The organism is Pseudomonas sp. (assembly GCF_036387035.1).
Lineage (GTDB): Bacteria > Pseudomonadota > Gammaproteobacteria > Pseudomonadales > Pseudomonadaceae > Aquipseudomonas.
Genome location: NZ_DASVUM010000161.1, coordinates 1 through 13,105 on the forward strand (window position 1 = coordinate 1; position 13,105 = coordinate 13,105).

General features: G+C 60.5%; 11 protein-coding genes. 8 read left to right on the forward strand and 3 right to left on the reverse strand.

Going from position 1 to position 13,105, the window contains the following annotated elements; all coding sequences use genetic code 11:
* Positions 1-13: 13 nt before the first annotated feature.
* The 8 genes from prmA to VF672_RS15305 all read left to right on the forward strand — a co-directional run bounded on the left by prmA (position 14) and on the right by VF672_RS15305 (position 10,639).
* Positions 14-892 (forward strand): 50S ribosomal protein L11 methyltransferase, encoded by an 879-nt coding sequence (gene prmA / locus VF672_RS15270; RefSeq protein WP_331105428.1) that lies wholly within the window; start codon positions 14-16, stop codon positions 890-892.
* 54 nt (positions 893-946) lie between these two features.
* Positions 947-2,305, forward strand: a complete 1,359-nt coding sequence (locus VF672_RS15275) for a DUF3426 domain-containing protein (protein ID WP_331105409.1) — start codon at positions 947-949, stop codon at positions 2,303-2,305.
* A 278-nt stretch (positions 2,306-2,583) separates the two neighbouring features.
* The gene (dusB, locus tag VF672_RS15280) at positions 2,584-3,597 is read left to right on the forward strand and encodes a tRNA dihydrouridine synthase DusB (RefSeq protein ID WP_331105410.1); all 1,014 of its coding nucleotides are present in this window, start codon (positions 2,584-2,586) and stop codon (positions 3,595-3,597) included.
* A complete protein-coding gene (fis, locus tag VF672_RS15285; protein WP_007907419.1) occupies positions 3,594-3,914 on the forward strand; it encodes a DNA-binding transcriptional regulator Fis in 321 nt (106 codons plus the stop codon). The genes dusB and fis overlap by 4 nt, the downstream gene beginning before the upstream one ends.
* Positions 3,915-3,992: 78 nt before the next feature.
* Positions 3,993-5,600: a bifunctional phosphoribosylaminoimidazolecarboxamide formyltransferase/IMP cyclohydrolase gene (purH, locus tag VF672_RS15290; RefSeq protein WP_331105411.1), complete on the forward strand. Its 1,608-nt coding sequence runs from the start codon at positions 3,993-3,995 to the stop codon at positions 5,598-5,600.
* A 192-nt stretch (positions 5,601-5,792) separates the two neighbouring features.
* Positions 5,793-7,088: a phosphoribosylamine--glycine ligase gene (purD, locus tag VF672_RS15295; RefSeq protein WP_331105412.1), complete on the forward strand. Its 1,296-nt coding sequence runs from the start codon at positions 5,793-5,795 to the stop codon at positions 7,086-7,088.
* A gap of 92 nt (positions 7,089-7,180) precedes the next feature.
* Positions 7,181-9,976, forward strand: coding sequence for a hybrid sensor histidine kinase/response regulator (locus VF672_RS15300; protein WP_331105413.1), 2,796 nt, complete (start codon positions 7,181-7,183; stop codon positions 9,974-9,976).
* Positions 9,977-10,042: 66 nt separating this feature from the next.
* The gene (locus tag VF672_RS15305; protein ID WP_331105414.1) at positions 10,043-10,639 is read left to right on the forward strand and encodes a MarC family protein; all 597 of its coding nucleotides are present in this window, start codon (positions 10,043-10,045) and stop codon (positions 10,637-10,639) included.
* A gap of 11 nt (positions 10,640-10,650) precedes the next feature.
* Here VF672_RS15305 and VF672_RS15310 read toward each other — a convergent pair whose 3' ends face one another.
* Genes VF672_RS15310 through VF672_RS15320 form a run of 3 tightly spaced genes read right to left on the reverse strand, consistent with a single transcriptional unit; the run spans position 10,651 to position 12,835 of the window.
* Positions 10,651-11,295 carry a hypothetical protein gene (locus VF672_RS15310; protein WP_331105415.1) on the reverse strand — a complete coding sequence of 215 codons (645 nt, stop codon included), beginning with the start codon at positions 11,293-11,295 and terminating at the stop codon, positions 10,651-10,653.
* Entirely contained in the window at positions 11,292-12,002 is a 711-nt protein-coding gene (locus tag VF672_RS15315) for a hypothetical protein (protein ID WP_331105416.1), read from the reverse strand. The genes VF672_RS15310 and VF672_RS15315 overlap by 4 nt, the downstream gene beginning before the upstream one ends.
* Before the next feature lie 50 nt (positions 12,003-12,052).
* Complete coding sequence (locus VF672_RS15320) at positions 12,053-12,835, reverse strand: hypothetical protein (RefSeq protein ID WP_331105417.1); 783 nt, start codon at positions 12,833-12,835, stop codon at positions 12,053-12,055.
* Between the last annotated feature and the right edge of the window lie 270 nt (positions 12,836-13,105).

Here is a 13,105-nt window from a genome sequence, read left to right on the forward strand (position 1 = left end):
AAGGTCCACCGCCATGCCTTGGCTGCAAGTCCGTCTCGCCATTAGCCCAGAACAAGCCGAAACCTACGAAGACGCCCTGCTCGAAGTCGGCGCCGTATCGGTGACGTTCATGGACGCTGAAGACCAGCCGATCTTCGAGCCAGAGCTGAACACCACGCCGCTGTGGTCGCACACGCACCTGCTGGCCCTGTTCGAAGCCGATACCGACGCCGATCAAGTGCTGGCTCACTTGCGACTGCTCACCGACGCCGACCTGCCGGAACACACCCATGAAGTGATCGAGGATCAGGACTGGGAGCGCAGCTGGATGGACAATTTCAATCCGATGCGCTTTGGCCAGCGGCTATGGATTGTGCCGAGCTGGCATGCCGCGCCGGAGCCTGAAGCAGTCAACCTGTTGCTCGACCCGGGGCTGGCGTTCGGAACGGGCACGCACCCGACCACCGCGCTGTGCCTCGAATGGCTCGACGGGCAGGACCTGAACGGCTGCAACGTGCTGGACTTCGGTTGCGGCTCCGGCATCCTCGCCATCGCCGCGCTGCTGCTGGGCGCCGAACTGGCCGTCGGTACAGACATCGATGTCCAGGCGCTGGAAGCCTCGCGTGACAACGCCGGTCGCAACAACGTCCCGGCCGAGAAATTCCCGCTGTATTTACCTGAAAACCTGCCCCAGGTGCCGACAGATGTGCTGGTAGCCAACATCCTGGCAGGCCCGCTGGTGTCTCTGGCGCCGCAGTTGGCGAGCCTCGTCAAACCCGGTGGCCGGCTGGCGTTGTCCGGGATTCTTGCCGAGCAAGGCGATGAAGTCGCCGCCGCCTACGCCGAAACCTTCGAACTGGACCCGATCGCCAACCGCGAGGGCTGGGTACGGATCACCGGTCGTCGCCGCTGACAGCCCATTGCCCTAAGATCCCTTCATCAGGCGCTCTTTAACCCGGATACCCGCATGACCGACAGCTTCGTCACTCAGTGCCCGCATTGCCAGACCAGTTTCCGCGTCAGTCACGCTCAGTTGAGCGTGGCCCGAGGCATGGTGCGCTGTGGCTCATGCCTGCAGGTGTTCAACGCCGCGAAACAGCTGTTGGAACAACGCGCCGGGACAACCCCGCAATCGCAGCAGACATCTGGAACAGACCCCGAAAGCGTTGAAAAACCGCCGGAGATCCTCGCGCCGCAGTCACTCGTCGTGACCCAGCCAGCACCGCTGCCGGTCAAGCGTGAAGAGCGTAACGTCGATCTGGACGGCCTGGACCTGGATGACCTCGACGTGGAACTCGCCCGCCTTGAACAGCGCGAGATTCAACTGCCCGAGTCATTCGGCCGCGTCAGCAAGGCGCGCGATCACGACGAGGTGGAATCCTTCAGCGCCAGGCGTGACGAGCCAGACGTAGAGCAGGAGTCTTGGCCCCACGGCATGAGTCACGATGACGTCGAGCGGTTGCCCGAATTGCGCGCCGAACTGGTGGAGGCTGAACACGCAAACGATGAAGACCCACTGGACGAGCCGATCAACGAGCACGACCGCCATCGCACCGAGCCGTCATTCTCGCTGACCCCGGACGATCTGGACGACGAGCCCGCTCACCCTCACTCGCTCAAACCTCAAGTCGTGCCCGACGATCAGCCCTCGTCAGAACACTTCTCCGCTCTGGACTCGCATGACGAGCATCCTCGCTCCGGCGCCCATCACGAGGATGAAGACGATGCCCCGCCCGCCTTTACCGACGGCAGACGTGGTCGCAGCGAACCGGGCTTGCGTGACAGGGCGCTGGTCGACCTGACGGATGATCCGCTGCAGCTGGCCTGGCAAAAACCCAAGCCGCGTTGGGGTCTGCGTCTGCTCTGGATGCTGTTGATCCTGATTGCGCTGGGCGCCCTGGCCGGACAGTACATTGCCTACCATTTCGAAGAGCTCGCACGGCAGGATCAGTATCGCCCACTCTTCACGGAACTGTGCCCGACCCTCGGCTGCAAGGTCCCTTCCAAGGTCGATATCAAACTGCTCAAGAGCAGCAACCTTGTGGTGCGCAGCCACCCCGAATTTCAGGGCGCGCTGGTCGTAGACGCGATCATCTATAACCGCGCGTCCTTTTCTCAGCCGTTCCCGCTGCTCGAACTACGCTTTGCCGATGCGAGCGGTCAGTTGATCGCCAGTCGTCGATTCAAACCGGGCGAGTACCTGAGCGGCGAGCTGGCAGGCAAGGATGAAATGCCACCCCAGACGCCGATACACATCGCACTGGACGTCCTCGACCCAGGCCCCAAGGCAGCGAACTACAGCCTGAGCTTCCGTTCGCCGGAGTAAAAGCGGTACGCACAGCGCAATGGGCCGCACCGAAATGCAGCAGCGTCCGAGGGGCATGACGCCCGAAATCCGACGACACTTTGATGACAATCCGCCCCTGAACCTAACCGTTTGCCATAAGAAAGCAGCTGTTCAGATTTTATCCAATTCAGCCTTTATCCAGTCATCGAGAGCGGGTATCATGCCCACCCTTTTTCATACTCTGGGTCCCGTCTGAATTGGCGCTGAAGCACTTTTCGGACCAGACCTCGTGATTCGGCCCCACAACAGGTCACCCTATGTCGGCGGTACGCATCGGCCCTTACACATTGCACAACGGCTTGATTCTCGCCCCGATGGCGGGGGTCACTGATCAGCCCTTCCGACAACTCTGTCGCCAGCTCGGCGCAGGCCTGGTGGTCTCGGAAATGGTCACAAGCAACATGAGCCTCTGGAACAGCCGCAAGTCGCGGTTGCGCATGATTCACGAAGGCGATCCCGAGCCGCGCTCGGTGCAGATCGCTGGCGGGGACCCGCAGATGCTTGCGGACGCAGCACGCGCAAACGTCGAATTGGGCGCGCAGATCATCGACATCAACATGGGCTGCCCGGCTAAAAAGGTCTGCAACAAGGCCGCCGGCTCCGCCCTGTTGAAAGATGAACAGTTAGTGACCGAAATCCTGCACGCGGTCGTCGCGGCAGTCGAGGTACCGGTCACGCTGAAGATTCGCACCGGCTGGGACCGGGCGAACAAGAATGGCCTGACGGTCGCCCGAATCGCCGAACAAGCCGGCATTCAGGCATTGGCGGTGCATGGACGCACCCGAGCCGATCTCTACACCGGTGAAGCCGAGTACGACACCATCGCCGCCATCAAGCAGGCGGTGTCCATCCCGGTGTTTGCCAACGGCGACATCGATTCACCGGAAAAGGCCCGCTACGTCCTCGACGCTACCGGTGCCGACGGGCTGTTGATTGGCAGGGCCGCCCAGGGGCGGCCATGGATTTTTCGCGAGATAGAACACTACCTGCAGACCGGGGAGAAACTTCCGGGCCTGCCTGTCGGTGAAGTGGAACGCATTCTGCTAGAGCATCTGGCGGCGCTTCACACGTTCTATGGCGACGTGATGGGCGTGCGAATCGCCCGCAAACACGTCGGCTGGTACCTCGCAACGTTGCCCGGGGCCAAGGAGTTTCGCGCCCTTTTCAACCGTTTGGACGATACAGAAGCACAGTGCGCCAACGTTCGGGAGTTCTTTTCCCAGCGCGATAAATCCCGCCCCGCCGGGAACGAAGAAGAGGTGGCCGCATGACGATGATGACTGAGACTTTAGTGAGTGGAACAACACCCGTGAGCGACAACGTCAATTTGAAACAACACCTCAATACGCCGAGCGAAGAGGGTCAGACCCTGCGCGGAAGCGTCGAGAAGGCGTTGCACAACTACTTCGCTCATCTGGAAGGTGCGGCCGTCACTGATGTCTACAACCTGGTGCTCTCGGAAGTCGAGGCGCCGTTGCTCGAGTGCGTGATGAACTACGTGAAGGGCAACCAGACCAAGGCCTCCGAGCTGCTTGGACTGAATCGCGGCACCCTGCGCAAGAAACTCAAGCAGTACGACCTGCTGTAAGCATCCGAAAAACAAGCGACCTCACTTCAATGCGGTCGTTTTTTTTGCAAAATTCTTTTGCTTTTGATGGAAGTTGAGATGACCGACCAGACGACCCGCCTGCCGATCCGCCGCGCCTTGATCAGCGTATCCGACAAGACCGGTATCCTTGAATTCGCGCGTGAACTCGAAGCCCTCGGTGTCGAGATCCTCTCCACTGGCGGCACGTTCAAGCTGCTCAAGGACAACGGCGTTGCCGCGGTAGAAGTGGCCGACTACACAGGCTTCGCCGAAATGATGGATGGCCGGGTCAAGACACTGCACCCGAAAATTCACGGCGGCATCCTGGGCCGTCGCGGCATCGATGACGCCATCATGAGCGAACACGGTATCAAGCCGATCGACCTGGTCGCCGTAAACCTTTATCCGTTCGAAGCAACGGTATCCAAGCCGGGCTGCGACCTGCCAACGGCCATCGAAAACATCGATATCGGCGGCCCGACCATGGTTCGCTCTGCGGCCAAAAACCATAAAGACGTCGCCATCGTCGTCAACGCCAGTGACTACGCACACGTACTGGAAAGCCTCAAGGCCGGCGGCCTGACCTACGCGCAGCGCTTCGACCTGATGCTCAAGGCCTTCGAGCACACCGCTGCCTATGACGGCATGATCGCCAACTACCTGGGCAGCGTCGATCAGTCCGCTGACACCCTGAGCACCGAAGGCCGCAGCGAATTCCCGCGCACCTTCAACACTCAGTTCATCAAGGCGCAGGAAATGCGCTACGGCGAGAACCCGCACCAGAGCGCCGCGTTCTACGTCGAAGCCAAGCCGGCCGAAGTGGGCATCGCCACCGCGACCCAGCTTCAAGGCAAAGAACTGTCCTACAACAACGTGGCCGATACCGACGCCGCGCTTGAATGCGTCAAGAGCTTCGTCAAGCCTGCCTGCGTGATCGTCAAGCACGCCAACCCGTGCGGCGTTGCGGTAAGTCCGGATGACGAAGGCGGCATTCGTCAGGCCTACGAGCTGGCCTATGCAACCGACAGCGAATCGGCGTTCGGCGGCATCATCGCCTTTAACCGTGAACTGGATGCCGAGACTGCCAAAGCCATCGTCGAGCGTCAGTTCGTTGAAGTGATCATCGCCCCGAGCGTCAGCGCCGAAGCCCAGGCCATCATTGCCAGCAAAGCCAACGTACGCCTGTTGACCAGCGGCCAGTGGGACGCCGAGCGCGCGCCAGCCTGGGACTACAAGCGGGTCAACGGTGGCCTGCTGGTGCAGAGCCGGGACATCGGCATGATCGGCGCCGAAGACCTGAAAGTCGTCACTCAACGCGTGCCAACCGAGCAGGAAGTCCACGACCTGATCTTCGCCTGGAAGGTCGCCAAGTACGTGAAATCCAACGCCATCGTCTACGCCAGGAATCGCCAGACCATCGGTGTCGGCGCAGGCCAGATGAGCCGCGTGAACTCCGCGCGCATCGCGGCGATCAAGGCTGAGCACGCCGGCTTGCAGGTTCAGGGCGCTGTCATGGCCTCCGACGCATTCTTCCCGTTCCGCGACGGCATCGACAACGCAGCCAAGGTCGGCATCACTGCCGTGATCCAGCCCGGCGGCTCGATGCGCGATGCTGAAGTGATTGCGGCAGCAGACGAAGCGGGTATCGCGATGGTATTCACCGGCATGCGTCATTTCCGTCACTGATACGTCAGGACCGGTTTGCGCAATTGGCTTTTGTGGGACCGGCTTTAGCAGGGAAGGCTGCACGGTTAACCCGACAGATGTGTCGGATGTACTGCCCTCTTCCCGGCTAAAGCCGGTCCCACAGTCTGCGTTCGCCGTCCCACACTGTTTGCCTTCGGATTTTTACGTGTCGTCGATATAGAGGTTTTGGAAATGAATGTTTTGATCATCGGCAGCGGTGGCCGTGAACACGCTCTGGCCTGGAAGGTCGCGCAGGACGCTCGTGTCGAGAAAGTCTTCGTCGCCCCCGGCAATGCGGGTACTGCCACCGAAGCTAAATGTGAAAACGTGGCAATCGACGTGCTCGCGCTGGAGCAACTGGCCGACTTCGCCGAGAAGAACGTTGCACTGACGATCGTCGGTCCGGAAGTGCCGCTGGTGGCCGGCGTCGTCGACCTGTTCCGCGCCCGTGGCCTGAACTGCTTTGGCCCGACCAAGGGCGCCGCACAGCTTGAGGGCTCCAAAGCCTTTACCAAGGATTTCCTGGCGCGCCACAAGATCCCGACTGCCGACTACCAGAACTTCACCGAGATCGAACCGGCGCTGGCCTACCTGCAAGAGAAAGGCGCACCCATCGTCATCAAGGCCGACGGCCTGGCAGCAGGCAAAGGCGTGATCGTCGCGATGACCCTCGCGGAAGCGGAAGACGCCGTGCGTGACATGCTGGCCGGCAATGCCTTCGGCGATGCGGGTTCTCGCGTGGTGATCGAAGAATTCCTCGATGGCGAAGAAGCCAGCTTCATCGTCATGGTCGACGGCAAGAATGTGCTGCCGATGGCCACGAGCCAGGACCACAAACGCGTCGGCGACGGCGACAGCGGCCCGAACACCGGCGGCATGGGTGCGTATTCCCCGGCCCCGGTGGTCACCGCCGAAGTCCACCAGCGCGTGATGGATCAGGTCATATGGCCGACCGTCAGGGGCATGGCCGATGAGGGCAACATTTACACCGGCTTCCTCTATGCTGGGCTGATGATCGACAAGGCCGGTAACCCGAAAGTCATCGAGTTCAACTGCCGCTTTGGCGATCCGGAAACCCAGCCTGTCATGCTGCGTTTGCAGTCGAGCCTGGTGTCGCTGGTCGAAGCTGCTCTGGCGCAGACGCTGGATAAGGTGGATGCTCAATGGGACCCGCGCCCAAGTCTGGGGATCGTACTGGCCGCCGGCGGTTACCCTGCCGACTACGCCAAGGGTGACGAGATTCACGGGCTGGACGCTGCGGCTGCATTGCCGGGCAAAGTGTTCCATGCCGGCACCGCGTTGCAAGATGGCCGTATCGTGACCTCCGGCGGCCGGGTGCTGTGCGCGACGGCGCTGGGCGACACGGTTGGAGACGCCCAGAAACACGCGTATGAGTTGGCTGCAAAGATTGACTGGAAAGGTTGTTTTTACCGCAAGGACATTGGCTACCGCGCCATTGCCCGGGAACGCGGCGAAGATCTGGCGTAAGACTCGGCCCGATCAGCGCCTCCGTAGGGAGTCGCTGATCGGTCACCCGGTGCCCCAGAGTTAACAGGCTTTATTCACGAAGGGATTTCGCCGTGCGCTGGCTCAGGATTGCCACTCGTTTGACCGCCACATTGCTGACCCTGCTCTGTGTATCCTCGGCTACTGCCGAGGTCAGTGCTGGCTGGTCTACCCTTGTCGACGATCAGGCGAACCTGAACCTCAGCGATATCCGCTCCGCTCACTACGAATCTCAATTCAGCCCGGTCGAACTCGACAAGGTGCGCGCTACCAGCCGCGACGCCGCACTATGGCTGCACTATCGCCTGCCCCCGACCACCCACGAACAACTGGTGCGGATCTTCGCGCCAGACCTGGCGACAGTCGACATGTACGTCCTCGACGGGGACAGGCTGGTTGATCATTCGCGCTCCGGCAACGAGGTGCCCCGCGAAGCCCAACCCCTGCCATCCCTCGACTTCCTGCTGCCGGTGCCTCAGAGCGACAAGCCGCTCGACCTGTATTTGCGCCTCAAGTCCGAGCAGGAAGTGCGCCCTAACATCACCTTGCAGTCTGCCGTCACCAGTGCCGCCGACGAACGCCGTCCGTTGTTGCTCGGCCTGTTCTTCGGCTCGCTGGCCATGCTGATCGTGCAAAACCTCACGCGTTTCGCCCAGTCCCGTTCGGTGAGCAGCTTGTGGCTGGGCGCGTGTGAGGCGTTTCTGGGGCTGAGCGCCCTGTTGCTGCTCAATCTTCAGGCGCCGTGGCTGCCGCGCTGGCACCTGGCGCAAACACCCAGTGCTCACATCGCCCTGCTGCTCGCGGCGGCGACGGGGCTGATGTACACGTACTGTTTCTTCATCCAGCGCGGGGTCGAGCTGCTCAACCGGATTCTGATGGGTGTGCTGCTGGTGGTCGGCTTTGGCGCGCTGCTGGTGCTGTTCGTCGACACGCTGCCGCTGAATATCCTCACGTTCCTGCTGGTCGCGCTGACCACAGTCAGCATCACCCTGGTGTCTATCTTTCACCTGCAGAAGGGTTACTTCCCGGCCCGGCCGTTCGTGATCGCCATGATCGTTTTCAATCTCGGCAACCTGGTGGTGCTGCCGGCGATGCTCTGGCTGACGAGCATTCCCGCGCAGACGCTGATCATCGGTGTATTGGCGGTGTTTTGCCTGTGCGGCCTATTGATGAGCATTGCCCTGAGCGAGCGTCATCGCAGCATCACCGAAGACAACTTCAGCATCAGCCGAGAGCTGGCGGCGAGCACCGCAGAGATCAATGCCAAGGCTGAGTTTCTGGCAAAAATAAGCCACGAAATTCGCACGCCCATGAACGGAGTACTCGGGATGACCGAGCTGTTGCTGGGCACGCCTCTATCGGTCAAGCAGCGCGATTACGTACAGACCATTCACAGCGCGGGCAATGAACTGCTCACGCTGATAAACGAGATCCTCGACATCACCAAGCTGGAGTCCGGGCAGATCGAGCTGGACGATGTGCAGTTCGATCTCAACGCGATGATCGAGGACTGCCTGAGCATCTTCCGCGCCAAGGCAGAGCAGCAAAGTGTCGAGCTGATCAGCTTCATTCAGCCGCAGGTGCCTCGCGTCATCAGCGGGGACCCGACGCGCCTGCGTCAGACGCTGCTCAGCTTGCTGGAGAACGCCTTAAAGAAGACCGACGAGGGCGAGATCCTGTTGGTCGTCGCCCTCGACTCCCGCGGCGGCAAACCACGCCTGCGCATTGCCGTGCAGGACAGCGGCACGCCGCTGACGCCCAATGAACGAGACGCGCTGCTGCACGCGGAGCTGCACAGCAAGAACTTCCTGGCGGCCAGCAAGGTGGGCGGTCACTTGGGGCTGGTTATCGCCCGGCAGCTGATCCTGTTGATGAATGGCGAGTTCGGCATCCAGAGCGGCACCAACCAGGGCAGCACGCTCTGGCTGAGTCTGCCCCTTGACGCCGAGCGACTGGAGCAGCCGCCGGCTGATCTGGACAGCCCGCTCAAGGGTGCGCGGGTGCTGGTGGTCGATGACAACGACACGTGCCGCAAGGTGCTCGTCCAGCAGTGCAGCGCATGGGGGCTCAATGTGAGCGCCGTGCCATCGGGCAAAGAGGCGCTGGCGCTGCTGCGCACCAAGGCTCACCTACGCGACTATTTCGATATTGTCTTGCTCGACCAGAACATGCCCGGCATGACCGGCATGCAACTGGCGGCGAAGATCAAGGAAGACCCCAGCCTTAACCACGACATCCTGCTGATCATGCTCACGGGCATCAGCAATGCGCCAAGCAAAGTCATTGCACGCAATGCCGGGGTCAAACGCATCCTCGCCAAACCGGTCGCCGGGTACACGCTGAAGACCACGCTGGCCGACGAGCTCAACCAGCGCAATAAAGGCAATGCGCCGTTCTCGGCACTGCCCGGGCTGATCAGCGACATCGACGTGCCCAGCGACTTTCGTATTCTTGTTGCGGAAGACAACAGCATCTCTACCAAGGTCATTCGCGGCATGCTCGGCAAACTCAACCTGCAGCCTGACACCGCCAGCAATGGCGAAGAGGCGCTGCTGGCGATGAAGACCCAGCGCTATGACCTGGTGCTGATGGACTGCGAGATGCCCATCCTCGACGGGTTCTCGGCGACGCAGCAGTTCCGCGCCTGGGAAACGGGTAACCAGCGCATCCGCACCCCTGTGGTGGCGCTGACGGCGCATATTCTGGCGGAGCACAAGGATCGCGCGCGCCAGTCCGGAATGGACGGCCACATGTCCAAACCGGTTGAGCTGTCGCAGTTGCGCGAGCTGGTGGAGTATTGGGTGGAGCAACGTGCCCGGGACGAAGCGACGCGTGCCGCCCGCGGCGAGGACCGTTACGAGCAAAACTGACCGCCAGGTGTCCGTGACGGCTGGTAGACTTGGCGCCGTCCCAGTCTGCTGCCATGAGCTCAAACCATGCTCCACGTGCTATTCAGCGTTTACCTGAAGATGCTGGTGCTCTACAGCCCGTTCTTCGTCCTGTCCTGTTTCATCTCCCTGAGCCGCGGGTATTCGCGCAAGGAACGCCGCCATCTGGCGTGGAAAATCGCCCTGGCGACACTGATTTCCAGCGTCTTGCTGTACCTGTTCGGTCGCGTGATTTTTGGCGTCTTTGGCATCACTGCCGACGCCTTCAGGATCGGCGCCGGCAGCGTACTGTTCATCTCTGCCCTGGCCATGGCTCAGGGCAAGTCCGGCGTGCAGACCGACAACGTCCAGCAGGACGTGGCGATTGTGCCCCTGACCATTCCCATTACCGTCGGCCCCGGCACCATTGGCGCACTGCTTGTGATGGGCATCAGCCAGCCCCACTGGGATGACAAGCTCACTGCCATCGTCAGCATCGCGCTGGCCAGTCTCACGGTCGGGATCGTGCTTTATCTGTCCCATAGCATCGAGCGCATTCTCGGCGATCAGGGGCTACAGATCGTCAGCCGCCTGATGGGGTTATTTGTTTGTGCGCTGGCGGCGCAGATCATCTTTACCGGCATCAAGGGCTATCTCGTTCCTTGAGCGCATGACCTTCAGATCGGGAACTGCCGGATCGCACGCTCGAAGTCCCGACCCAACTCGCTGCGGATCTGCGCTCGATACGGTGCGTACGCCGTGCGGTCGAAGCGATACAGCCCGCCGGTGATTCGCAGCAGCATCTCCGGGCGCGTCTCGGTCCAGAAATCGTAGTCCTTGATATCGACGGTGCCGGTCAGGGAGATGCCACAGATCAGCATGTTGATATCGCCGTTGGCCTCCAGCGTACAAGGCACAGCCTGGATATTGCCGATCACCCCGTCGGCATCGCCGCGCTTGAAGAACTCGTTGGCGTAGTCGTTGGCCCTCATGCCTTTCCAGGCAGCCTGGGTCAACTCGGCGAGCGTGCGTGAACCCGCCGTTCGAACAACCCCAAACGTGGTGGAATCCAGCTCCGTCGCGCTGGTGATCACCTGCGGCTGATGAATGATAGGACTTACGAATACGCAGCCACGGCTCTGCAGGCGTGTGCGGTACCGAAAAAACCAATTGGAATAATCCTGCCGTTGATCAAAGTGGCGGCTGGCAAACACATGGGCCCCCAGCAGGCACTCCATGATGTCTTCACGGTCCTGACTGTTGATGCCTTCATACAGCGAAACGAGGTTGCTGCCGACGAGGGCACCGGTTCGGGCGTTCATGACACATCTCCCTGGACGGCGAACGAGAGCTCATCGCGCCTTTCACTGAGTGCCCCGTTGATTTTGTGTCGGAACAGGGCGTACCTGAGGTCGTCCAGTTTGCCGATCAACCTGAAGCAAGTTATTTCGCCCACGCGTTCCAGCTTGGCAAATGACTGCGTAAACGGGTTCTCAGCGAGGGTTTCATTCGTTTTGAAGGCGACGCAAAGCGAGACTTTTTCGCCGGTTGGCAGCACGAAGCTGATTTGCATCAATGCGGTCGAGACCGTCGTCGCACTGCCGGCTGAATCGGTGGGCAATGTATCGGTTATCAATAGGCTTCGTTCTCGAAGTGCCAGAGCGCGATCGCTCAGCGGCGAGCAGAACAGCAGGTTCAGCAAGTTCTCCAGCTTCTTTCCTCGCCAACTCGCCAGCGCTTCCGGAAGCAACGCACTGAATAGATCGACCGGTGTAAACGTGTCTGACTCAGGACAGTCGCCTTCACTGCCCTTAAGTTCAAGCCGCAACCAGCCGAAAGTCGCCAGTGCCTTGAGTAGCGTGGCATGCCAGCTGGAGCAATCGGTGAACCTATCAATTTGTTTATCGGCCGCCAACTGCGCGTACAGCGTTGACGCCAATATATCCTCTTTAACTGTTGACTCGGCCGCATCAAGAAACACGACTAACTCTGCTCCGTTTATATAAATCCCTGAGACATCCTGGTTCATATAAGCCACTCCTGTGAGGGGCCGCAGCCAGACCGCGGCCCTGTTGACCTTTAAATCGGGAAGTCCAGAAACGCAGCGTCCGCCGAGCTCGACAGTGCCGCGCGTACGCGATCACGGCGCAGTGCGTACAGCGATTGGTGAAACACAAAAACGTCGGCACTTCGCTGAAGATCCAGCGAGACCGAGTTCCAGTTGACGAACAGCACATGACCTGTGGTGATTCGGGTCTTCATCTCTACCGCGCCCACGGCCAGAACGATCACTCCGTCCTGGCTCTCCCGGCATCCGCCCACCATAAACCGCGCGCCATTAGGCTTTTTGGTCCGACCGTCGAACAGACGAAGCGGACCCGGATTTTCTTTCAGTGCCTTTACCGCATCACCCGCCACCTGCAGGACCAGCGGCGATGCTGCTCCGCCGGTTGCGGCAGTGGCGCCGGCCGCGGCGAGGGATGAGGCGAGCAGATCCAGGCCGATCTTGTCCATGCTCAGCACCCGCTCGCGGCTGGAGTAGCTGGTGTACGCGACATCCTGAGGCGTCCAGTGCAACGCCCGGGTCATGACCTCACGGAACACCTTGTACCAGGCGCCATTCTGGCTGACCACGTCGTGTCGCTTGTCGGCGGCCAGGGTCGCGTAAGTGAAGGTATCCAGAACGTCTTCACGCGCCTGTCGGCTGATTCCCTCAACGAAACCGATGATGCCCTGGCCTGCAACCGCCGCACTGGCTGGAACGATCATGTCCGATGTCGGGTGTTCGCTCAAGGGAGCAGGTCGAATCGACTCCAGTGGAGGGATGTTCGAAATGTGGGCCATAAACGTGTCGTTATTCATACTCAAGTCCTTTTAAGTGAGTGGTCCGTCTTGGACACAGACAACGCTAGCTCAAATTAAAAGGCTTGGCACAAAGAAACTTGAACTTACAGGCAGACAGATTTAGTCAAAAAGAAGACCCGCACGAACCCGCGTTACTTTGAAGTCTTTAATTGACGGCGCATTCGCGCCCTTGTTTCAAAGGTCCTACACGACATCGGGAAGTTGGAAAGCCAGTTCCAGTGAAGACTCTCCTGACTTCACACAAGTGCTGTCGTCTTTTACCGGACA

Excerpts from the sequence above, each read along its gene's own strand:
- prmA (WP_331105428.1), top strand. The coding sequence starts at position 14 with ATGCCTTGGCTGCAAGTCCGTCTCGCCATTAGCCCAGAACAAGCCGAA.
- VF672_RS15315 (WP_331105416.1), bottom strand. The coding sequence starts at position 12,002 with ATGAACCAGGATGTCTCAGGGATTTATATAAACGGAGCAGAGTTAGTC.
- VF672_RS15275 (WP_331105409.1), top strand. The coding sequence starts at position 947 with ATGACCGACAGCTTCGTCACTCAGTGCCCGCATTGCCAGACCAGTTTC.
- VF672_RS15305 (WP_331105414.1), top strand. The coding sequence starts at position 10,043 with ATGCTCCACGTGCTATTCAGCGTTTACCTGAAGATGCTGGTGCTCTAC.
- VF672_RS15320 (WP_331105417.1), bottom strand. The coding sequence starts at position 12,835 with ATGAATAACGACACGTTTATGGCCCACATTTCGAACATCCCTCCACTG.
- dusB (WP_331105410.1), top strand. The coding sequence starts at position 2,584 with ATGTCGGCGGTACGCATCGGCCCTTACACATTGCACAACGGCTTGATT.
- purD (WP_331105412.1), top strand. The coding sequence starts at position 5,793 with ATGAATGTTTTGATCATCGGCAGCGGTGGCCGTGAACACGCTCTGGCC.
- purH (WP_331105411.1), top strand. The coding sequence starts at position 3,993 with ATGACCGACCAGACGACCCGCCTGCCGATCCGCCGCGCCTTGATCAGC.
- fis (WP_007907419.1), top strand. The coding sequence starts at position 3,594 with ATGACGATGATGACTGAGACTTTAGTGAGTGGAACAACACCCGTGAGC.
- VF672_RS15310 (WP_331105415.1), bottom strand. The coding sequence starts at position 11,295 with ATGAACGCCCGAACCGGTGCCCTCGTCGGCAGCAACCTCGTTTCGCTG.